9 protein-coding genes are annotated in these 23132 nt (G+C 67.5%); 1 reads left to right on the top strand and 8 read right to left on the bottom strand.

Going from position 1 to position 23132, the window contains the following annotated elements; all coding sequences use genetic code 11:
- Window positions 1-225: 225 nt before the first annotated feature.
- A complete protein-coding gene (locus tag ACSNOC_RS03880; protein ID WP_436745789.1) occupies window positions 226-1680 on the top strand; it encodes a hypothetical protein in 1455 nt (484 codons plus the stop codon).
- Here the strand turns inward: ACSNOC_RS03880 and ACSNOC_RS03875 are convergent.
- The 8 genes from ACSNOC_RS03875 to ACSNOC_RS03840 form a co-directional block, all read right to left on the bottom strand.
- Window positions 1666-1896 carry an MbtH family protein gene (locus ACSNOC_RS03875; RefSeq protein WP_436745802.1) on the bottom strand — a complete coding sequence of 77 codons (231 nt, stop codon included), beginning with the start codon at window positions 1894-1896 and terminating at the stop codon, window positions 1666-1668. The genes ACSNOC_RS03880 and ACSNOC_RS03875 overlap by 15 nt on opposite strands.
- A gap of 16 nt (window positions 1897-1912) precedes the next feature.
- On the bottom strand, window positions 1913-4168 hold the full coding sequence (locus ACSNOC_RS03870) for a lantibiotic dehydratase (protein WP_436745788.1): 2256 nt from the start codon (window positions 4166-4168) through the stop codon (window positions 1913-1915).
- Window positions 4165-4938 carry an aspartyl/asparaginyl beta-hydroxylase domain-containing protein gene (locus tag ACSNOC_RS03865; RefSeq protein WP_436745787.1) on the bottom strand — a complete coding sequence of 258 codons (774 nt, stop codon included), beginning with the start codon at window positions 4936-4938 and terminating at the stop codon, window positions 4165-4167. The genes ACSNOC_RS03870 and ACSNOC_RS03865 overlap by 4 nt, the downstream gene beginning before the upstream one ends.
- Complete coding sequence (locus tag ACSNOC_RS03860; protein ID WP_436745786.1) at window positions 4922-6085, bottom strand: Ldh family oxidoreductase; 1164 nt, start codon at window positions 6083-6085, stop codon at window positions 4922-4924. Before ACSNOC_RS03860 ends, ACSNOC_RS03865 begins: the two co-directional genes overlap by 17 nt.
- A 25-nt stretch (window positions 6086-6110) precedes the next feature.
- The gene (locus tag ACSNOC_RS03855; RefSeq protein ID WP_436745785.1) at window positions 6111-6842 is read right to left on the bottom strand and encodes an aspartyl/asparaginyl beta-hydroxylase domain-containing protein; all 732 of its coding nucleotides are present in this window, start codon (window positions 6840-6842) and stop codon (window positions 6111-6113) included.
- 100 nt (window positions 6843-6942) lie between these two features.
- On the bottom strand, window positions 6943-7668 hold the full coding sequence (locus ACSNOC_RS03850; RefSeq protein WP_436745784.1) for an aspartate/glutamate racemase family protein: 726 nt from the start codon (window positions 7666-7668) through the stop codon (window positions 6943-6945).
- Window positions 7665-14882 (bottom strand): amino acid adenylation domain-containing protein, encoded by a 7218-nt coding sequence (locus ACSNOC_RS03845; protein ID WP_436745783.1) that lies wholly within the window; start codon window positions 14880-14882, stop codon window positions 7665-7667. The genes ACSNOC_RS03850 and ACSNOC_RS03845 overlap by 4 nt, the downstream gene beginning before the upstream one ends.
- Window positions 14879-23107, bottom strand: a complete 8229-nt coding sequence (locus tag ACSNOC_RS03840) for an amino acid adenylation domain-containing protein (protein WP_436745782.1) — start codon at window positions 23105-23107, stop codon at window positions 14879-14881. The genes ACSNOC_RS03845 and ACSNOC_RS03840 overlap by 4 nt, the downstream gene beginning before the upstream one ends.
- Between the last annotated feature and the right edge of the window lie 25 nt (window positions 23108-23132).

Genomic DNA, 23132 nt, shown 5'->3' with positions numbered 1-23132 from the left:
TTCGGCTGTCCTCACGGGTGGAGTTGTGACCTCTCGGGCTCGGTGGGTGCGCGACGTGCCGCGCAAGCCGCGCGGCGGCCACGGTGAGCTGTACCGGCCTCGCTGGGCCGGGGCCGTCCGATCGGCTCCCGAGGCATGCCCAGCAGAGCAGGGGTCAATGAGTTCCCGGTAGAGGTCCGCGCCACCGAGCAGGTATCTGGCGCACGGCACAGAGGTGTCCCCCTCGTGTTCACCGGATGGGACCGGGCGACCGGGACACGCGAAGGGACGGTCACGGACACCCCCGGCGCCCCGGTGGTCCGGCGGGAGTTCGTACACTCTGCGGAGGGCATCGCCCCGACCCTGGGCGGACCGGCCAGGGAAGGCAGTACCCCGGCAGATCCGCCGGGGGCCATCGAGGCCACGCGCGCCCTGGTCGCGGACCGGCCGTCGGCCGCCGGACACCCGGTCATACTCGAGTACCCCAGCGCCTTCGGTGAGATGCGCCCGGGCCGGGCCGCCTGCAAGACCAAGGCGGATACCGCGGACAAGCCCGAGCTCGCCGGCTGTCTGCGTACCGACGGCTACCTCTGGCCCCGGTTGGCCCCCGTCGAGCGGGTCACCCTGGAGCCGCAGGTCCGCACCCGGCAGCGAGCCGATCATGTTGCGGTCCGCGTCGCCGCGACCAGCGAACCCGCCGTGCTCGTGGAGGCATGCCGGCTCGATGGGCAAGCCGTTCTCGCCGGCCTCGACAGTGACATCGCCCTGGCCTCCGTGGAGCCCTACCGCTCCCCGGCCCCTGCCTCCAAAGTCACTGCGGGGCGACGGGAAGCCCGGGGCAGGCACCACGGCTACTCCGGCAGGAGAGCGCGCGATGTCCGGGGAAGGCATTTGTGCTTCACGCTGAGGGCGACCCTGTGCCCCAGCGAGGCCCTCACCGAACAGCTCGACCGCGTGCAGGTCGACCGCGTGCAGGTCGAGCGGGTGCAGGTCGAGCGGGTGCAGGGCACCCGGGCCACGATCCGGCCCCTTGCCCAGGCCATCGGGGGAGTGGCCGCAATGTACCCCTATGCGTGGCCGTTCGCGGCCCCGCCCAGCAACGGGAAGGTCAACCTCGGCCGGATCATCGCCGAACTCGGGCCAGCCCTGAAACGCTCCTGGAGCGGTGGGCTCGCCAAGACCGGCGTGGTTCCTGTGGCCCGGCAACACGGCGGCGCAGTGACCTTCTGGCAGGCGGCGGATGGCCGCCCCCGCCTCGCCCTTGTCGGCCACGCTGCCAACAGCCAGCACACCGGGATCTCGGCCGCAGGCATCTGCAAGGGCATTCGCGGGGGCAAGCCCCACACAGCCCTGATCCTCGCGCGCTCCTGGCCGCGGGTAACGTGTACCTGTTGGTACATGGCAACCCGCTGCCGCCCCGACACCTGCTGCGCCGGCAACAAGGTCAACCAGGGCTCGCCGGTGACTCCTGCGGCGGAGAGGCTGACTCAGGGTCTTCACAGCGCGTCCACCTGTCGCATCGGTAACCGCGGACCGTTCATGCCAGGCCTCCTGCAACTCATCGCCCACGGGTTCGCCTCCTCGCTTCCTCCTCGGCCGCCGCCCGCAGTGAGCCGCGCGGGAAGAGCGGCCACCCTGTTCACTGCGGGCTCGCCGAACGATTTCGCATGTGGACGAAGGTGCCGCTCAGCTCGCCGCTGATCCCTCTCCGCCGTCCATGGCCTCGACAAGACTCCGGGGACGCATGTCCGTCCAGTTCGCCTCGATGAACTTGAGGCAGTCTTCGCGGCTGCTCTCGCCGTGGGCAATGGTCCAGCCGTCCGGCACCGGGATTGACACCGGCCAGAGCGAATGCTGATTCTCATCGTTCACCAGGACCACGTACTGTGCTTCCGGGTCCTCGAAGGGGTTCGTCACGTCCATGTCTTTGCTCCTATTTTTCTGACTGATAGCAACCGATACGTAATTCGCAGGTATGCCTGCCGCTTCCGTCCCGAACCCAGAGGTTCTTCGAGTCGGGCAGCATCTCGACCACCTTTGCCGGTGTTGTGGCCCGCTGCCAGAACCTGGTGAAGAGCTCCACGAGCACCGGGATGCGAAAATCCACGAACACGGGTTTGGGCTCTGCGGCGAACTTGACATACACCTCGTCCGGCAGCCCGAATTCCTGCTGTGCCCAGCGGCCCAGGCGCTGATTCTCGGCCGTCATAGCCCGCCATCGGGCCCTCGGCGGAGGCGGCAGCCACCAGGTCTCCCGGTGCACCACCGTGCGCCCCACCGTGAGCCGTGGCAGGTGGTTCACATGCTCCGGTACGCGTCGTAGACCGTCATCGGGGCCGAGGCTGCGGGCCCCGGTGAAGATCGTGAAGAGGGTCTCGACCTCGTCGCCCCACGACCGCAGCGGGGGTCTCGTCAGCGAGATGCGGCCGAGCGGCTCCGCATGCAGATGCAGACGGTCGCCCGTATGCTGCACAGTCAGGTCCCGGGCGCGAGCGAACTGGCCCGGGGGGCGTGGGCTGCGGCCGGCGAACTCCACCTCAGGCAGAGCCGGAGCCCGCGCGATCGTCTTTCGCCAGTGCCACATCACCGGATCGCAGATGGTTGTGTCGCTCAGCCCTGAAATGATGTCGGCGATCTCGCTCGTCAACGCGTCCGCGTTCGGGTGAAGATCGGTCCACAACCCTTGCAGCAGTTGGTCGTGCAGCCCGTGCACCTCGCCGATTACCGACAGGAAGTCGCCCCGGTTCAGGGCGTCCTGGTCCGCCGCTCCCAGGAGGATGTCGGCACCCGCCACACACCAGGTGTCGAAGGTGACGGCCCCAGCTCGCTCCCGCCCCCAGGCTAGATCGAGATTCACGCTCCTGCGGTCCGAGTTCTGATGGAGTACGTCGCTGATGGCGCACGGTCCTGACTCCAGAATCCGTCCGTCCAGGGCGCGCAGTTGCGCCCCGAAGGCGTGGCCGTCCCGTGACCACGCCAGCAGCACCTCGTCCAGGGGGACGGACCGGTCGCGACCGAAAAGATCCAGGAACCAGCGGTCGACTTCGGCGGCGCGCGCCCGGCGCCGGGCCAGGGGCAGTTCGAACAGGAGGTTGAGAGCGATCTGTAGCTCGTCCTCAAGGTAGTCCCGGACGGGGCCACCGATGTCGAAGCGCTTCCACGGGTGCAGGCAGTCCTCAAGCACGATGGCCCGGTCCGTGTAGTGGCCGCCCGCTCCCCTGGCCGAGGCGGCACCGGTGATCTCCTCGAAGCGCGTGCGGGTGGCGTCCAGGGCGGCCCGGCGTTCACGCAGCCCTTCCGCGCGCCGGAACCGCTCACGAAGTCCGTCGAGTTCGTCGCATCTACGCGTCCACCGCATGCGCGCCTCGCCGGGCAAGGTGGCGACGAAGGCCCGCACGTGGTCCATCGGTTCCAGCACCCCGACGGGAATATCCAGCCCGAAACGGACGAGCCCGTGGGCCTCCAGATCTCGAAGCAGCTCGGTAGCCTCTGCCACGGTGATCCCGAGCGTGTCGGCACATTCCTGCACGGTGCGGTTGCCATCCACCAGCTTGAAGAGCAGGGACTGGGGCGAGCCCGCTGCCGGTGGCGGCATGTCGCTCACTTGGATCGGATGATCGACGAAGTGCACACCGCGCAGCAGACCTTCCCGCTCGACGAGGTTGGGGGGGCGTACCGGAGCCAGGAAGGGCATCACGTCTGGGTCGGCGGCCATCCGATCGGCAACAAGCTCTGCGGCCCAGTGGCTCCAGAACACCGCGCGGCGTGCTGCGGCTCCTTCCTCCCCCTGTTCCAGGACGACGGCGCTGTCGTCGGTGAGACGGGCCCAGAAGACGGGGCCGAAAAAGCTGGTGCTCTCGTTCTTGGCGCAGAACCGCTGCAAGTACATTGCCGCCAGCAGAGCCTTACGGCGGTCGTCGGAGCGGAAGCGCGCCGGATCGGGGTTCTTGGCCAGCCAACGGTCGAGTTGCTCGAACGCGTCGGGGCTGGACAGCATCACCGCCTCGAGGAAGCGGTCGTCGCGGCACACCTCCAGCAAGGCCCGCGCACTCTCGGTGATGTCCTGGGCGCGCAGGGGTTCCAGGCATTCGAAGGGAAAACCGGTGGTCTTGATCAGCACGTCCTTCGCGATGATCCAGGAACGGGCCGCCTTCGCCTCGGCTGTCTCCGTGCCGATGGGTGCCGTCACTTCACGTCCCGGTACAGGAAATCTTTCCAGACCTGCATCATGTAGGTCATCGCGGCCTTCTCCGTGTCATTGAGATCCGGGTGCCACACGTCGAAGAGCAAGACTGCCCTGATGCCCTCGCTCTTGTTCCACACCTCGTGGTCGAAGGAGTCGTCGAAGGTGAATGCCACGCCTTCCGCCCAGTCCCGGGTCTCCTCGTGGACCCGCATGGCGCAGTCTTTGGGAACGACCAGGCCGAGATGGCAGCGGACACGGACATTGATGAACCCGCAATGGGGCGCTACACGCGTACCCGGGTCCATCACGGAGAAGTAGGACATCCCGGCGGAGTCGGCCCCGGGAATACCGGACAGCACCGCGCTGGTGCGAGGACAGGAGTCCATGTTCTTCTGGTTGACCTGGCCCAGGAGATGGAAGTAATAGGCGCTCCATCGTCCGCTCCGGGCGAGGTTGTGCGAGTTGGGATGCTGCATGATTCCATCTGCGTTCGGGCCGGCTGCTCCCCATGCCCTGAGGAATTCTCCCCTGATTTCCGGGTACGCCTGCTCCAGTCCGGGGATCCACGGGAAGCGGCTCTTGTCCCACCAGGGGGAGGCCTCCAGCCCGGGGCACAGGATCTCGGGGCGTTGCGGGCCGGTCTCGATGGAGGGCGTGCGGCTCTCTCCCTCGTCCATGCCCTCGAATATTCTGGTCAGCTGTGACCGGTCGGCACCGGTGCGGTCGATCCAGCTCTCCAGATACGGCCGACTGTCCTTAACCCAAGCGGTCATGGTCTGTCTCCTCCGTTGACGATGAGTTCTCGGTACATCTGCGCGGGCGCAGCGTCCTGTCATAGCCGGTGGCGATCTCCAGACGTTTGCCGAGCTCCTCCAGTGCGTTGCGCGTGGTGTCGGCGAGTCGGACGCCGTGTTTTGTCTGCCTCTGCCTAGCGGCGGCTTCCGGAGCGCCGGGTACCCGGATGTAACTCGCGTCGCCCGCGGCGCGGAGCACCGCAGAGGCGGTCTGGGCGACCTGGTGGGTGTAAAGGGCGCCGTCACCGAGGGCTGCGGGGTCGATGGCGATCACTGCGGCGCCCCCTGCGCGACCCCGGGGGTCGGCCGAGGTGGGTAGCTGACTTCCCGCCAGAGTGGGATCCGGGTCGCCGATCATGGCGAGGGAGCCGATCAGGGCCGCGGCCAACCCCAGACCGAACCCCTTGTGCCCCGCGGTGTGGCCGCCCAGCGGGAGGAGTCCGCCACCATTGAAGTAGTCCTCCGGATCCTGGCCGTCCCGGGCGTCCGCGTCGACGATGCATCCCGGAGGCAGGGACTGTCCATTCTCCCTGGCGACGGTGATCTTCCCTTCGGCTAGCATCGTGGTGGAGACATCGACCACGACGGGCGCCCTCTGTTTGGCCGGTATTCCGATGGCCCAGGGGTTGGCGGCCAGAAAGCGGGTCGAGGTCCCGGGGAGCACCGCGGCCCCCACGGAGTGTCCCGCGGCTCCGACCAGCACGATCGCCACCAGACCGCGTTGCGCCAGATACTCGGCGTAGGTTCCGAGCCGTCCGGTGTGGCCCGAGTGCCGGATGGCGGCGATCGCCACCCCCTGCCGCTCGGCCCCTGCTGCCGCCCACTGACAGGCCACCATGGTGGAGAAGTGGCCGAAACCCCGAGCTGCGTCGAAGAGCGCGGCGCCCGGTCCGTCCCGCAAGAGTTGAGGGCGCGCCTCAGGTGCGAGGTCACCTCGTTCCCACTCGTCGACGTATTGTGTCAGGCGCATGACGCCATGTGAGGGATGCCCGGCCAGGTCGGCGTCGACAAGGTGGTCCGCCACCTCCGCAGCCACGTCGGCATCGGCACCCATATGGCGGCACACCGCCATGCTGAAGCCCCGCAGAATGTCGGGTGCGACCGGCTTGCCGATGGGCAGGTACATCGATAGGACCTCCTCAGTCCACTGCTCACCCGAGGTACGACTTCCATAGCGTCATGAGGAAACCCAGAGCGTGGCATTCATCCGCACTCAGCTCCGGATGCCAGGTGTCGAGCAGTAGTACGGCGCGCCAGCTGTCCGCGTCGTTGCGTACCGCGTGCTCGAAGGAATCGTCGAAGACCAGTACCTTGCCCTCCTCCCAGCTCCGGGTTTCTGTGCCCACCCGCATGGCGCAGTCCGGCGGTATGACCAGGCCGAGATGTGCGCGAATGCGCGTGTTCGTGAAGCCGCAGTGCGGCTTGACCTCGGTGCCCGGCGCCATCCGGGAGAAGTACGCCATGCCTGCCGACGCGATGCCCGGCACTTGCTGAAGAGTCCGCGATGTGGCCCGGCACTGGGCGTGGTGCTCCTCATAGCGCCGCCCCAGGTTGAAGAAGTGGTACGTCGTCCACTGACCGCTCGCCGCCAGCGTCCCGGATTCCGGGTGTGCCGACATGGCTCCGGACTGTTCGAGCAGTTCACGCCGGATATCCGGGTAGTCCCGCTCCAGCAACCTCACCCACGGAAAGCGGCCGGGGTCATGCCACGGCCGCGCCTCCAGGCCGGGACACAGGAAGGCCGGATCCTGCAGGGGAGCACCGCGGCCACTGGCGCCCTCCAGGCCATCGAAGATTCGCTCCAGTGCGGATCGGTCGATACCGCTGTCGTCGGACCACCGCATGAGCGCGTCCACACTCTTGGCACGCTGCTCCTCGTTCATCGAAACTCCCCTCCCGTAACACGGCCTGGCCCGAGTCGACTTGGGTGGGCACCCAGCCGGACCATCAGAACCTACAGGCGCCTTCAGAAAGATTTCTCTACTAGGTCCGGAGGTGATGCCGGGACTGCCTTGTTGCTTTCCGCGCCGCCGTCTCCCGCAATACCGCCTCGGCCAGCACATCGGTGGTGTCCACGGTTGGCAGGAGTAAACTGCCGCCCGGATTGATCACAGGTAGCTCGGTACAGCCGAGCACTACGGAGTCCACGCCGGAACGCGGCGCGATGTCATTGATCCACTGTGCGAACTTCTGTCGACAGACCGCGGGATCGGCTCCGCTTTTGACCGCCTCGATGAATCCGTTCACCTCGTGTTGCTCCGAGACAGATGGATAACGCGCGCGGATGCCATCTTCCAGATGCGGCTTGAACAGGCCGAGTCCGACGGTCGATTCCGTGGCCAGGATGAGCGGGTGCCGGTACTGCCGCTCGCGTAGCCGTCGCCCTGTCTCTTCGAGCAGGTTGAAGACGGGCACGCCCCCGGCCGCCGCGGCGATCTCTTCCCGATAGGCGTGGGTTGTCGCGGACGGGATCACTATGCTCTCCGCGCCGGCCGCAACCAGCCGACGGGCCACCTCCACGAGAACGGGGAGCGGGCTGGGCCCCGTTCCGGCCAGGTGGGCGATCCTGCTCGGCACCCGTTCCGCGATGAGGATGACAGTGGGATAGTCCTCGTCCCGGTCGGCCCCGCTCAGCTGTAACAGCCTCTGGTAGAAGTGGGCGGCGGCAAGCGGGCCGACCCCACCCACCACTCCTATGGCGCCGGTCACGGGAGTACCTCCAGAAGACGCTGGGCCAAGACCTGCACGTGCGGCGCTTCCATAACGTCGTGGTGGTTGCCCGGTACAGCGATCGTGTGCACCGCACCTTTGGTTCGTCGCGCCCAACTCTGTGGGCGCACCTGAGGGTTCGGCAGAGTGGGGTGCAGGTCCGCCGTGCGGAACAGATGGATGTCGGTCTCGATCCGGCGCGTGGTCCGATAGTTGTCCGCGATCCTGCCGTTGGTGGTGAAGACATCTACCATGCGCCGGATGGCGCGCGCGTCGGCGTGCCGTGCGACGCGGTGCTCGGACAGCAGCAGATGGCTCAGTCGCTCCTTTGCCTCTTCCACGCCCCCCTCACCGTGCAGCGCGTCGGTGTCTATGCCGTGCAGGATGCCGATCCTGTCCAACTCGCCGATCTCCGCGTACCAGCCATCGATGTCGTCCTCGCCGAATGCCCGCGCGTCGATGACTCCGAGAAAGGACACCCGCTCGCCCGCCGCCTCGAACAGCGCGGCCATCTCGTGCACCACATTCCCGCCGAAGGACCAGCCCGCCAGCAGATAGGGGCCGTGCGGCCAGACCTCGGTGATCGCGTCGACGTAGCGGCGAGCCATCTCGGGGATTCCGGTGAGGGGGGCGGCGTCGCTGTTGTAGCCAACCGCCTCCAGGCCGTACACGGGCCGGGCATCGCCGAGTTCCCGCACCAGCGTGACGTACGAGGACACTCCTCCTGACTGGGGATGGACCAGGAACAGAGGTGGGGACGAGGCGGTGCTGCGGTTCATCTCGAAGAGCAGACGCTCGGACCGCACACCGCTTCGGGCCAACTCCTCCGCCAACTGTTCCACGGTTCTGGCGATGAAGACCGTGCTGAGCGGCACGTCGACACCTGTCTGGGCGTGGACCCGCTGGATCATTTCAACGGCCTTCAGGGAATGGCCACCGATGTGGAAGAAGTCCTCCCGCACACCGATCGGGCTCCGGTCCAGCAACTCCTCCCAGATGCCCATCAGTTGCAACTCCAGACGGTCTCGCGGGGGCACGTGCTCGCCCTCCGGTTCACGCCGCGGCTCGGGCAGCGCAACGTGATCCACCTTGCCGTGCGGCGTCCTGGGGAGCGCGTCGAGCACCACGTATCGCGACGGCTGCAGTTGCGGAGGGAGCGTCGCACCGAGCCGGCCGCGCATCGCCCCGATGTCCACCGGTCTGCCGCCTGCCTCCACATAGGCGACCAGTTCCGCCTCACCGCCAGGGGCCCTTCTGGCGACGACCGCCGCACTCCTCACGCCGGGCTCGGCGCACAGCGCCGCCTCTACTTCGCCCGGCTCCACCCGGACGCCACGAATCTTGATCTGCCGGTCGGTTCTGCCGTGGAATACCAGCTGACCCTGGGCGTTCCATCTCGCCAGGTCGCCGGTACGGAACATGAGGCCGCCAGCAGGTCCATGTGGGTTGGCCACGAAGCGTTCGGCGGTCAACGCCGGGGATCCGTGGTAGCCGCGCGCCAGTCCCGCCCCCGTCAGATAGACCTCGCCGACGGCCCCCGTCGGCAGCGGCTGGAGTTGCGGATTGAGGACCAGGCAAGCCGTCCCCGGGATCGGCCTGCCGATCGGCAGCGGTCCGGCGACCGGCTCCTCTGCCGTGATGCGATACCAGGTGGACGTCATGGTGCACTCGGTCGGGCCGTACTGATTGACGACGACGACATCGGAGCCCAGGGTCCGAGCACGGCTGACGTGATCGGAGGTCAGTGCCTCACCACTGGTCAGCACGAGGCGTACATTCAGATCTCCGGCCTGACCGGCCTCGTCATCCGGTTGCACCGCACTCAGCGCGGTCAGCAGGGAAGGCACGACCGACAGCAGCACGTTCACGCCCCGGCGGCTCATCTCTTTCCGGATCGAGCGGGGGTCCCGGGCACCGGACTCCTCGGACATCACCACGTGGGAGCCGCATACCAGCGGACCGACGATGTCCCGGACGGACGCGTCGAAGGACAGGGCCGCCAGCTGCATGACCGTGTCGCCGGGCCCGAGCCCGTGAGACGTGCGCAGGTATTCGAGGTAGTTGACCACTGCCCGGTGGGCTGTCACCACTCCCTTGGGAATCCCGGTGGATCCAGAGGTGTAGGTGATGTAGGCAGCGTCGTCCGGCCGGTGGGTCGTTGGCACGGGGTCGTCCGGGTAGTCGTGTAATTGTTCCTCCATCGCCTCGAGCAGCAGCGTGCTGCGAAACGTGGGGAGGCCGGGCAATGCGGCATGGCGGCCGTCGGTGAGCAGGATCTCCGCCGCACTCTCGCGCAGCACCAGGGCATTGCGGCCGACGGGCGCACCACTGTCCAACGGTACGCACGGGGCTCCGGAAGCCAGGACGGCCAGCAGCGCCACGACCGTGTCCACCGAACGATCGGCGAGCAGGCCGACGGGGCGTTGCTGACCTGCGCCGTGGGCGAGCAGCCACCTGGCCAGGCGGTTGACCCTGGCGTCGAGCTCCGCGTAGCTGATGCTCCGGGAGCCACAGGTGACGGCGGTCGCCTCGGGGGTCCTGCGCGCCTGGCCCCTCACCAGGTCGTACGCACGACGCTCGTCCGTGGCAGGCGTGGGGGTCAGCCGTGCCACGTCGTGCGCGTCGGGCGCGGGCAGCAGCGCCACGTCGCACCCAGGATCGGCGACCGCTGCCGCGAGGGAGCCGAGGAAGAGACGTACGAGGTGCTCCATCGACTCGCGCCGATAGAGATCTGTGGCATACGTGACTGTCCCCGTCATGTACTGGTCCGACTCCACGACCTCCACGCTCAGGTCGAACTTCGCGGACTCCACCGGGATGGGGAAGGGCTCGGCCCGTACGCCGGGCAGATGCAAGTCCGCGAGCTCGTCCGAGCCATGGGCGAACATGATCTGGAAGAGCGGATGCCGGCTCAGCTCCCGCTCGGGCCGCAGTTCCTCCACGAGCCGTTCGAAGGGCACGCTGTGATGTGCCTCCGCCTCGACGACTTCCTGCCGTACCTGGCTCAGCAGATCCACGAACCTCAGCCCGTCCGTGACACGGCCCCGCAGCACCACGGTGTTGACGAAGGGGCCGATGACGTTCTCCAGCTCGGGGTACAGACGGCCCTGGCCTGCCATGGGGGAGCCGAGCACGATGTCCGGGCGCCCGGAGAGCCGGGAGACCACCGTCATGAAGGCGGCCAGGAGCGTGACGTACACCGTGGTGCCGTGCCGCTTGGACACCTCCCGCACTTGTGCCGCGACATCGTGGGGGATGGCGAACTCAAGGGCCAGGCCCCGGCCCGTGAACTCCGCCGGTCTGGGGAGATCGGTGGGCAGTTCGGTCGGTGAGGTGCTACGGAGCCGCTCCTTCCAGAAGGCGAGATCGTCTTCCAGCGCTGCGTCGCGGCTCAGTTCCCAGTGGGCGAAGTCGCCGAACTGCCGGGTGAGCCGGGGCCGTTCGGTGCCGCTGTGCCCGAGCCGGGCCCGGTAGAACCCGCTGAGGTCACGGAACAGGACAGGCAGCGACGAACCGTCGACGACGCTGTGGTGCAGCACGAGTGCCAGGATCTGCTCCTGCGGACGAAGCCGCAGGAGCCGTGCGCGCAGGAGTGGTCCTTCGGTGAGATCGAAAGGCCGGCGGGCCAACTCGGCCGCCCAGGATGCCGAGTCCGTCACCGGGTCCGCAGAGCCGGTGAGGTCCACGGTAGCCAGCCAGGGATTGGCCGACTCGTCCACGACCTGCTGAAGGGCGCCGTCTGCGTGCACGAAGCGGGTGCGCAGAATGTCGTGCCTGGCCACGACGTCCTCCAGCGCCGCACGCAGTGCCCCTTCGTCCAGGCGCCCGCGGAGTCTCAGGACCGGAGCGACGTTGTACGCGGATCCGCCCGACCGGAGCTGTTCGAGGAACCACATGCGTCGCTGCGTGTAGGACGCGGGAGCCGGGGCTCCGCCCGGCCGACGCGGGACAACCGCGGCGCGTTCGGCGTTCTCCAGCGCCGCCGCGAACTCGGCGACCGTAGGAGCCTCGAACAGAGAGCGCACCGTGATCTCCAGGCCGAGCTCGGCGCGCAGGCGCGCCACACTCCGAGCGGCGCGCCGGGAATCCCCGCCGAGGCTGAAGAAGTTGTCGTTGACTCCGATCCGCTCCAGTCCGAGCACTTCCGCCCATACCGCCGCGATGCGCTCTTCTCGCTCGGTCCCGGGGTTTCCGTCCGCGCCCGGAGCCACCGGCGCCGGCCGCTGGGTGAGCGCGGATCGGTCGATCTTGCCGTTCGGGGTGAGCGGCAGCCGGTCGAGCGACACCCAGCCGGTGGGGACCATGTAGGCGGGAAGGCTCTGGGAGACGTGGTCGCGGAGCGCCTGGTGGCCGGGATCGCTCCCGTTGCGCGGAACCGTATAGCCCACCAGGCGCCGACCGGTGCCCGAGCCGTGGGTGCGCACCGCTGCCTGGGCCACGTCGGGATGGGTGCGCAGGCAGCTCTCGATCTCCCCGAGCTCGATCCGGTGACCACCGACCTTCACCTGCTCGTCGTTGCGTCCGACGAATTCGAGCCGGTCTTCCACGAGTCGGCGTACGAGGTCTCCGGTGCGGTACATGCGTGCGCCGGGCTCGCCAAAAGGATCGGGCACGAAACGTCCGGCCGTCAGCGCCGCCTGACCCAGGTAACCGTGGGCGACACCGGAGCCGGCAAGGTACAGTTCGCCGGTCGCCCCGACCGGGACCGGCCGCATCCTCCTGTCCAGGACGTAGGCACTGGTGCGGCTGAGGGGCCTGCCGATGGAGACCGCGGTGGTGGACCCGGCCATGGACGCGCCACTGTGACCGGTGAGCTCTTCCGCGGTCGACCAGATGCTTGTTTCGGTCGGTCCGTAGACGTTCCACAGCACGCTCACCCGGCGCCGGAGGCTGACGGCCAGTGGCTCGGGCAGCGTTTCTCCTCCGCACAGGACCCGCACGTCGGCGCCGGGCCAGCCGGTCTCGATGAGGAGCGACCACCCCGTGGGAGTGGCCTGCAGTACGGTGATGCCGGCCGAGTCGACGACCTCCGTCAGCAGTTGCCCGTCCTGAGCGACCTCGCGTGCCAGAACGTGCACCGTGCTTCCCGCAGTGAGCGGGACGAGCAGTTCCAGGACGGAGATGTCGAAGGACACGGTGGTGAGCGCGCCGACGACGTCGTTGGGGCCCAGCCTCAGCCGTTCCTTCATGTCCTGGGCGAAGTTGACGACACCGCGGTGGGGCACCATGACTCCCTTGGGGTGTCCCGTGGAGCCAGAGGTGTGGATCACGTAGGCGAGCTGTTCCGGGGTGCCCGTCGCCGGGGTGTCGGATACGGCCTCGGCGATGGCTGCGGCATCGCGGTCGAGGTCGACGACGTCGACATGGGTCGGCATGGGAGTCCCGCCCAGGAGGGCGCCTCTGCTGACAAGCTGGCGGATGGCGCGGTTTGACAGCAGGGAATTCACCCGCTGCCGGGGGAACGACGGATCGATGGGGACGTACGCTCCCCCTGCCCGCATGACGGCCAGCAGGGAGACCACCAGGTCGGCTGAGCGCTCCAGGTGTACGCCGACAAGGTCGCCGGTGCGCAGACCGCGTCGCCGCAGCCAGGCGGCCAGCCGTGCCGAGCGATCTGCCAGTTCCCTGTAGGACAGCGTCCGGTTGCCGCAGCGGACCGCCGGGGCATCCGGCGTCGCTTCGGCTTGGTCCAGGATGAGGTGGTGCAGGCACTGTTCCACGGGCGGAAGCTGTTTCCGCTCACCGCGCTGAGACAGTGCCGCGTACTCTTCCTGAGGCCCGAGCATGTCCAGCTCGGAGAGCCGACGGCTCGGTTCGGACGCGATGCTGAGCAGCAGGCGCTGATAGTGCTCGACCAGGCGCTCCGCCGTATCGCGGTTGAACAGGTCGGTGGCGAAGATCGCCTGTCCGGACAGGCCGTCTGCCTGTTCGGACAGGGCGAAGGTGAGGTCGAACTTGGCGGAGTGGGTGTTGGGTGCCACCGAGGTGACCGTGGCGTTCGCGAGCTGGTAGTCCTGTTGCCCGACGGTCAGCTGGAACATGATCTGGAAGAGCGGGTTCTGGCTGAGGTTGCGCTCCGGGCGCAGGTCCTCCACCAGCTTCTCGAAGGGTACGTCTTGGTGGGAGTACGCAGCGACCACGGTCTTACGTGTTCGCTCGACGAGCTCTTCGAACGTGGGGTCTCCCGACAGGTCGGTACGCAGCACCAGGGTGTTTGCCAGGAGTCCGATCAAGGATTCCAGCTCAGCGTGGGTCCGCCCGGCGACCGGGGTGCCCACCGTGATGTCTTCATGTCCCGCGTGACGGGCAAGGAGCGCCTGGAAGGCGGCGAGCAGGGTGACGAACAGGGTGGCTCCCCGGCTGCGACCGATCTCGGTCAGTTCGCCGGTGGTGGTGGCCGGGACGGTGAAGGAGACGGCGTCGCCGTGTCCGGACCAGCGACGGGGACGGCGACGGTCGGTGGGGAGGTTCAGGGGCCTCAGATTCTCCAGCTGTTCGCGCCAGTAACCCATCTGGCCTTCCATGCTGTCGCCCACCAATTGCTCTCGCTGCCAGTGCGCGAAGTCGCTGTACTGCGCGGCGGTCTCGGCGAAGGCGGGCTGTTCGCCCAGGCGAAGGGCTTCGTACCCTTGGGCGATCTCGGCCCACAGGAGCGGCAGCGACCAGCCGTCCGCAGCGATGTGGTGGATGCTGAGCACCACGAGGTGTTCCTGTGCGGACTTCCGGATCGCATCGATGCGGATCATCGGGGCCCTGCTCAGATCGAATGGTTCCTGAGCGGCGGCGCGGACGGCGTCCTTGGCCTGCTCTTCGCGTTCGGCGGCCGGCACCTTGCTGAGGTCGGTCATTCTCAGGGGCGCCTCGGTCACCTCGCTCACCACAGGCACCGGAAGTCCATCGCGCTCTATGAACACGGTACGGAGTACCTGGTGGCGCTCGACCACCTTGGTCACGGCTCGCTGGAACAGCTCCGCGTCGAAAACTCCCTCAATCCGCAAGATCACGGGGATGACGTACAGGGAACGGTCGTCCAGCAGGCGGTCCAACAGCCACAGGCGCTCCTGGGCCGACGAGGCGACCAGCTCCCCCTGGGCCAGGGGGCGACGCGGCACCGCGTCCGAAGCGCCGTCGCGCAACCGGACCCGGGCAGCGCGGATGCGCTCGGCGATACGGGCACGCTGCTCGTCGGGGATTCTGCCTGTGCCCGCGGTCATGCCGGTTCCCCTTTCGGGTCGCTTGATCGGTACGGCCGGGGCTCGGGCGGCGAGGCACCCAGGCCGGGTTGTGCAGCACCGGACCCGGCCAAGTCCTCCAGCAGCGCGGCCTCTACGGCTTCCGCCAGACCGCGGATGGTGCGGTGCTCGAAGAGCAGGCCCACGGGGAATTCGAAGTCCAAAGCCCTGCGCAGGCGTGAGGTGACGCGCATGGCGAGCAAGGAATGGCCGCCCAGGGCGAAGAAGTCCTCGAACACGCCGAGACGCCGGGGTATGCCGAGCACTGCCGACCAGATGTCCGTGATCAGGTGCTCGGACTCGCTGCTCGGCGGAGTGCTGTCCGCGGGCAGCCCACTGTCGCCCGGGTCGGGCAGGGCCTTCCTGTCCACCTTGCCGCTGGCTGTCATGGGAATGTCGTCGAGGAGGGTGAAGGAGCCGGGCGTCATGGCCGATGGCAGCCGTTCGGATGCGAACTCCCACAATTCCCGTGCGGACGGCGGCTGATCGGTCCCGGCCGTCACCACGTATGCCGCCAGACGCTGATCGTCCGGGGAAGGGGCCCACTTCACCACGACCGCGCGCGACACCAGTGGATGCAGTCGGAGCGTCTGCTCGATCTCTTGCGGCTCGATCCGAATGCCGCGGATCTTCATCTGGTGGTCGTTGCGTCCCAGGAACAGGAGGGTGCCGTCGGGGCGGCGCAACCCTCGGTCGCCGGTGCGGTAGAGACGTTCTCCGGGGGAGAAGGGGCTGGCGACAAATGCCTCGGCGGTCTTCCGCGGGGCGTCCCAGTAGCACCGTGCCAGACCTCGGCCGGCGAGGTAGAGCTCCCCCGGTGTGCCCACGGGTGCCGGTTCCAGCCGGTCGTCCAGTACATAGACCTGATGGTTGTCGATCGGCAGTCCGACGGGGATCTCGGGCCGGTCGGCGTCCTCGACGGTGCAGGTGTGGAGGGTGGAGTCGATGGAGACCTCCGTGACCCCCCACTGGTTGTGCAGGGTGCAGCCTGTGTTCCTCATGCGTTCGTAGAACAGCGCGACGAGGTCAGGGGGAAGTGCCTCCCCGCTGGATATCACGTGCCGCAGAGCTCCCATCGCGTCAGCCGCGTGGGGTGGTAGGTCCTCCAGGAAAAGGGCGAGGATGCTCGGGACGAACTGCACCACGGCGACCTGGTGCTCGACGATCGCCCGCGCGATTGCCTGCGGGTCGCGGTGAAGTCCGGGTCCGAGCAGTGCGACAGTGCCGCCGACCATCAGCGGCCAGAAGATCTCCACCGCGGAGTCGTCGAAGCTGAGCACGGTCTTGTGCAGTACTGACTCACCCGGCTTGAGCTGGTGCTGCCGCTGCATCCATCGCATCCGGCTGACCCAGCCGGCGTGCGTGCTGGCGACTCCCTTGGGAGTACCGGTGGAGCCGGACGTGTAGTAGAGGGACACCAGGTGCTCCGGCAAAACCGGAACGCTGGGCGGTGTCTGTGTGTGGGACATGACGGCACCGATGTCGAGGGGCACCGGCGTGGCCGGGCACGTCCCGGGAAGCCGCTCGCCAAGGGCAGCCGTGGTCAGGCACACCGGCGCTGCGGCATCCGCGAGGATCTGGGTGGCGCGTGCGCTGGGCACATCGGGATCCAGCGGGAGGTAGGCACCGCCGGCCTTGAGCACGGCGAGAAGTCCCACCACAAGTTCGACCGAGCGGTCCGCCCACAGGCCCACCGGCACATCGGGGCCCACCCCGTGGTCGCGCAGCCGGTGAGCAAGCCGGTTGGCCAGGCTGTCCAGCTCGGCATACGTCAGGGAACGCGGGCCGTCGGTCACGGCGGTAGCCCCGGGGGTGCGCCGCGCCTGCTCCTCGAACATGTGATGCAGACAGGAGCCGTCGGTATCCTCCTTGACGGCGGTGTCGTTCCAGCGATGGAGCTGCTCGTGCCGTTCCTCGGCAGTGAGGAGCCGGAGCCCGGAGACTGCGGCGTCCGGCTCGACAACGGCGTGGCCGAGCAGTCGCACGAAGTAGTCAGCGAAACGCTGAACGGTGACCTGGCCGAAGAGATCGCAGCTGTACTCGATCAGACCGGACACGCCGGCCGGTCTGCCGTCCTCACCACGAGCCTCGGTGAACTCGAAAGTCAGGTCGAACTTGGCATAGGTACGGTCGGTGGGGACATCGGTGACCGTCAGTTCCGGCAGCTCCAGTCGGGCGTCCTCGGTGTTGTGCAGGATCAGCATGGTCTGGAACAGCGGATGCCGCGCGAGCGAGCGCGAGGGGTTCAGTTCTTCCACCAGACGTTCGAAGGGGAGCTCCTGGTGGTCGTACGCCTCCAGGTCGACCGATCGAACACGGCTGAGCAGTTCCCGGAAGCTGGGGTCGCCGGACACATCCGTGCGCAGCACGACGGTGTTGACGAAGAACCCGACGAGGTCGTCGAGAGCATCGTCCATGCGCCCCGCGACGGCCGAACCCAGGGGAATGTCGGTGCCTGCGCCCAGCCGGTGCAGCAGGGTGGCCAACGCTGCCTGCAGCACCATGAACACCGTGGTGTTGGATGCGCGGGCCAGGTCGTGGACACCCCGGTGGAGTTCGCCGGTGAGGCGGAAGTGCACCACGCCGCCGGTGTAGCTCGCCAGGGCGGGACGTGGGCGGTCCAGCGGGAGGTTGAGCTCCTCGGGGATGCCTTCGAGCGCCGTCGTCCAATACGTCCGCTGAAGGGACAGCAGACTCTCCGGATCGGCCGCCGAGCCCAGCAGCTCACGCTGCCACAGGGCGAAGTCGGCGTACTGCACCGAGAGGTTGGACCACTGCGGAGGCCGGCCGGATCGGCGGGCTTCGTACGCGGTGCGCAGGTCCCGGTACAGTGGGCTCCGGGACCACCCATCGCCCGCGATGTGATGGATGACGAGGACCAGCGTGTGCGTAGCCGCGCCGCTGGAAAGCAGGTGGGCCCGGAAGGGGATGTCGACGGTCAGGTCGAATCCCTGATCGGTCAACTTGGCCACCGTCGCTTCCACGGCGTCGGCAGCGACGGTGGTGACCGCGAGCAGGCTCGTCGGCGGCGGGAGTACGACCTGATGCGGTTCGCCGTCGCGTTCGGGAAACACCGTGCGCAGACTCTCGTGCCGGCCGACGACGTCCCTCAGAGCCTGGCCCAGCACCTCGGCGTCCAGCGGCCCCGACAGGCGCCAGACGAAGGGTGCGTTGTACGTGGCCCGCTGCGTCTCCAGCCTGTTCAAGAACCACAGCCGCTGCTGGGCAAAGGACAGCGGCAGTACCTCGGGACGCGATCGCGCCTCCAACGCCGGCCGTGCCTGCCGCCCTTGGTGCAGTACCCTGCCCAAACCGGCAACCGTGGGGGTGGCGAACAGAGCCTGCACGCCGATCTCCGCCTGGAATGACGACCGAATACGGCTGATCAGCCTGGTGGCCAGCAGCGAATGTCCGCCCAGGTCGAAGAAGCTGTCATCGATGGTCACCTGCTTTACGCCGAGAACTTCGGAGAACAGCAGGCAGAGTTCCCTTTCCAGGGTGGTGCGCGGCGGCCGTCCCGAAGAGCGCGGCGAGAGGTCGGGAGTCGGTAGCGCCCTGTAGTCCAACTTCCCGTTTGCGGTCAGCGGCAGCTGATCGAGGTAGACCACCAGGCCCGGAACCATGTAGTCGGGGAGAGTGATACGGGTGTGGTCACGCAGTACGGCTTCCTCACGCCGTCCCGCCGCAGGCACGACGTAGGCCACAAGACGCTGGTCACCCGGCTGGAACTCGTGCGCAACTACGGTCACGTGCTCCACATCCGGGTGATCCGCCAGCACCATTTCGATTTCACCCAGTTCGACACGGAAGCCGCGTATCTTCACTTGGTTGTCGACGCGCCCCAGAAACACCAGTTTGCCGTCCGCACGCCAACAACCCAGATCACCCGTGCGGTACATCCGCTCACCCGCAACCCCGAACGGACACGCCACGAAGCGCTCCGCCGTCAGACCCGGACGATCCAGATACCCCCGCGCCAGCTGAACACCGGCGATATACATCTCACCCGGCACGCCCACCGGCACCGGCTGTAGACCCGCATCCAGCACGTACACCCGGGTATTCCACAATGGCTGGCCAATCGGCACGACTCCGGCAGGAGCACCCTCACCGCTCGCAATACGGAACTGGATACACCCTACGGTGGCCTCCGTCGGACCGTACTCGTTGACCACTGTCGTGCCGGGATGAGCCGCCAGCCAGGGAGCAAGGGTCTGTCCGGTGAGCTGTTCACCGCCGACGACCAACTCACCCCCCCGGGAGAGATAGTGCGGCAACCCGCGCAGCAGTGGGATATGACTGGGCGTGCCCTTGAGGAAGGTCACCCCACCAGCCGCGTCAACCCCCTCGTCCAGCGATGCAATGACAATGCGTCCGCCCGCACACAGCGGCCCGTAGAGCGACGTCACCGCAAGGTCGAACGCCGGAGACGTGTGCAACAGGGCCTGTCCGGCGAGAGACGGGTAGGCAGCCAGGCTCCACAGCAGATAGTTGGCCAACGCACCGTGCTCAATCACAACGCCTTTGGGCCGGCCGGTGGACCCCGACGTGTAGATCACATAGGCGGGGTGGGAGACCAACAAGGGCATATCGCGCTCGGAATCCGTGACGTCAGCACCAGACTTGGACCCCGTCATCGCCATGAATTCCGGCGTGTCGACCACTAGGGCGGGCAGCGTGGCGGGCACTGTCCCCGTCAAGTCGGTCACTGTGATCGCGCACTTGGGTCTCGCGTCCGTGAGCATGAAGGACCGCCGGTCGGCTGGGTAACTGGGGTCCACGGGAACGTACGCGGCTCCCGCCTTCAGTACCGCGAGAACCGACGTCACGAATTCCGCGGAACGAGGCAGTACCAGTGCGACTCTGTCCTCCGCGCGCACACCACGTTCGATCAGAACCCTGGCCAGACGATTGGCACGGTCGTTGACCTCCGCATAGGTCAAGGTCGTGTTCTGGGACACCAAGGCCACCGCGTCGGCGTGATCCGCAACGCTTCGTTCGAAGAGCACCGGCAGCGTGTACGACGGTACCGGTACCGTCGTGTCGTTCCACCGGCTCAGCATCGCGCGCCGCTCGTCGGGTGCTAGCAGGTCGAGTCCCGAGACGTGCTCGTCCGGAGCCTCTACGGAGTGTCCGAGGAGCCGCAGGAAGTACTGGGCGAATCCCTGGACAGTGGCATCGTCGAACAGATCGCGGCTGAACTCGATGACGGCGCTCAGCCCAGCCGCTTCTCCGCCGGATCCCCGATGCTCGGTGAACTCGAAGGTGAGGTCGAACGCACCGCGCGCGGGGTTCGGCGGTGTCTCGCTGACGTCCAGGCCCGGCAGTCTGAGTTCGCTTCCGTCGAGATTCTGCAGGATGAGCATGACCTGGAAGAGCGGGTGCCGGGCGAGGGAGCGCTCTGGACGCATGTGCTCAACCAGCTGTTCGAATGGCGCATCCTGGTTCGCGTATGCCTCGAGATCCACTCCGCGCACGCGGGCCAGCAGCTCGCGGAAGGTGGGATCCTGGGAGACATCCGTGCGCAGCACGAGCGTGTTCACGAAGAAGCCGACAAGGTCGTCGAGGGCCTGGTCCGCGCGCCCCGCAACCGCCGTACCGATCGGGATATCCGTTCCGGCGCCCAGTCGGTGAAGCAGTGCCGCCAGGGCCGAATGCAGCACCATGAATACTGTGGTTCCGGAGGACTGGGCGAGTCGCACCATCTTCCGATGGAGCTCGGTGTCCAGGCGAAGATGTACGACACCTCCGTTCCGGCTCGGCACCGAGGGGCGAGGGCGATCCACCGGGAGAGTGAGCTCCGTTGGGAGGCCGGTCAAGGTCTTCGCCCAGTACTCCAGCTGACGGGACAACATGCTGGACGGATCGGCGGATGATCCCAGCAGATCGCGTTGCCACAGCGTGAAGTCGGCGTATTGCGCCGGCAACTCGGACCACGTCGGCGGTCGCCCCACGCAGCGGGCCGTATAGGCCGAGCTCAGATCCCTGAACAGCGGGCCACGAGACCACTCGTCAGTGGCTATGTGATGCAGTACGAGCACCAGCACATGGTGGTCCGGCTCGACTCCGAAGAGCTTGACGGCGACAGGTGGCTCAGTTCCCAGATCGAAGCAGTGCTCCACGACCGCGCTGATCTCCTCCTGCAGGCGACCAGGAGCGACAGTCTCCACCGTCAGTTCGCCGATCGACTGCGCCGGGTCGAGCACGATCTGACAGGGTGCCCCATCCACCTCGGGAAACACGGTGCGCAAGCTTTCGTGGCGCCGGATCACGTCTTCCAGCGCCGCTCTCAGCGCCGACACGTCGAGTTCGCCTTTCAGCCGGAGAACGAACGGGATGCTGTGGGAGAGCCGGAGATTCTCGATGGTGTTCGCGAACCAGAATCGCTCCTGGCCAAAGGACAGCGGCAGGACGGCAGGACGTTCTCTCCTCTCCAGTGGCGGGCGTGCGCCGTCGGCCGCGTCGATGACCCGGGCCAGCTCCGCGACTGTCCGTGCCGAGAAGAGCGTCCGCGGACTGAGTTCCACCTCCAGGGCGACACGGATGCGACTGATCAGCCGCACCACCAGCAAGGAGTTGCCACCGAGTTCGAAGAAGTCGTCGTCGATACTCACCCGCTCGGTTCCCAGGACCTGGGCGACCAGACTGCACAGCAGCTCTTCCCGGCCGTCGCGCGGGGAACGTCTCGCACCCGGAGCAAGGGGGCCGGGCGCAGGGAGCGCGCTGCGGCTGATCTTTCCGTTCGCTGTCAGTGGCATGTCGGGAAGCAGCAAGCAGGCCGACGGGACCATGTACTCCGGCAGGTCGGCCGCGAGGAACGCCCGAAGGTCACCTGGCTCGAGGTCATGGCCTGGCCGCGCCACCGCATAGGCGACGAGCCGGGGGTTGCCGACCGTGTCCTCCCTGAGTGCCACGGCTGCCTGGGCAACGCCGGAGTGCCGGGCCAGCGCCGCTTCGATCTCGCCAAGCTCCACCCGGAAGCCCCGTACCTTGACCTGGTCGTCTACTCGCCCTAAGTGCTCAAGCAGGCCGTCCGGGGTGATCCGCACATAGTCGCCCGTGCGGTACATGCGTGTTCCGGGCGGGCCGAAGGGATTCGCCACGAATCGTTCTGCGGTGAGCCCGGACCGGCCCAGATAGCCGCGAGCGAGTGCTTCGCCGGCGACGTAGAGCTCTCCGTCCTCGCCCGGTGCGACGGGGGACAGCGAAGAGTCGAGGACATGGACTTGGAAGTAGCGGAACGCGGTTCCTATCGGGACCCGGCCCTCGGGGGTAGCCGTTCCCGGAGGCAGCACGTGTTCCAGGCAGTTGACCGTGACCTCAGTCGGACCATAGGCGTTGACGACCGTGACGTCCGGGTGATCGGCGCGCCATGCGTCGATGGCGCTGCCCGTCAGCGGCTCCCCGGCGAGAATAAGCCTGCGGGAGGGGGCTGTGTCCTCGGACAGGCTGGTCAGGTAGATGAATTGACTGGGCGTCACCTTGAGGAAGGTCGGTCGCCGAGTGGGTGAGGCGGGGTCCTGCGGTTCCATGAGGTGTACACAGCCACCGCTGAGCAGAGACGCGCACAGTGCCGTGAGGGTCAGATCGAACGTCATCGGCGAGAGCACGAGTGACTGTTCCGCGTCGCCTCCGTACTCGTCGCGTGCGCGTGCCGCATAGCGGGCCAGCGAGGAGTGCTCGATCATGACGCCCTTCGGGCGGCCGGTGGAGCCGGAGGTGTACATGACGTAGGCGGTATTCTGCAGGGACAGTGGTAAGCGCCGTTCGGCGTCAGCGACGTCGGCCAGGGGGAACCCGGCAAGGTCCTCGGCCCTGCGTGGATCGTCGAGCAGCAGGTATGCGGCGTCCGACGATGGCAGACTGGGGGCCACCGAAGTGGTACTCACGACGAGCGTGGGTGCGGCATCCTTCAGCATGAACCGCAGACGCTCGGCCGGATGCCCGGGATCCACCGGTACGTACGCGCCGCCCGCCTTGAGCACGGCGAGTATCGTCACCACGTAGTCCACGGAACGCGGCAGGGCGATTGCCACCCTCCGTTCCGGACCAACACCGTGAGCCATTATTTGCCGTGCCAGCTGGTTCGCCCGAGCGTTGAGGTGCCTATAGGAGAGTTCCTCGCCGGCCGCGCATACGGCGATGCCGTTCGGCGTTCGCTGCGCCTGTTTCTCGATCATCCGGTGCAGGAAAACATTGCTCGTCATACCCAGCCCTCCGTCTGTCTGCCTG

Origin of the sequence: Streptomyces sp. URMC 129 (assembly GCF_051386415.1) — a bacterium.
GTDB lineage: Bacteria > Actinomycetota > Actinomycetes > Streptomycetales > Streptomycetaceae > Streptomyces.
The sequence above is the reverse complement of the archived record's forward strand: the minus strand, read 5'-3'. Positions and strand labels throughout refer to the sequence as shown.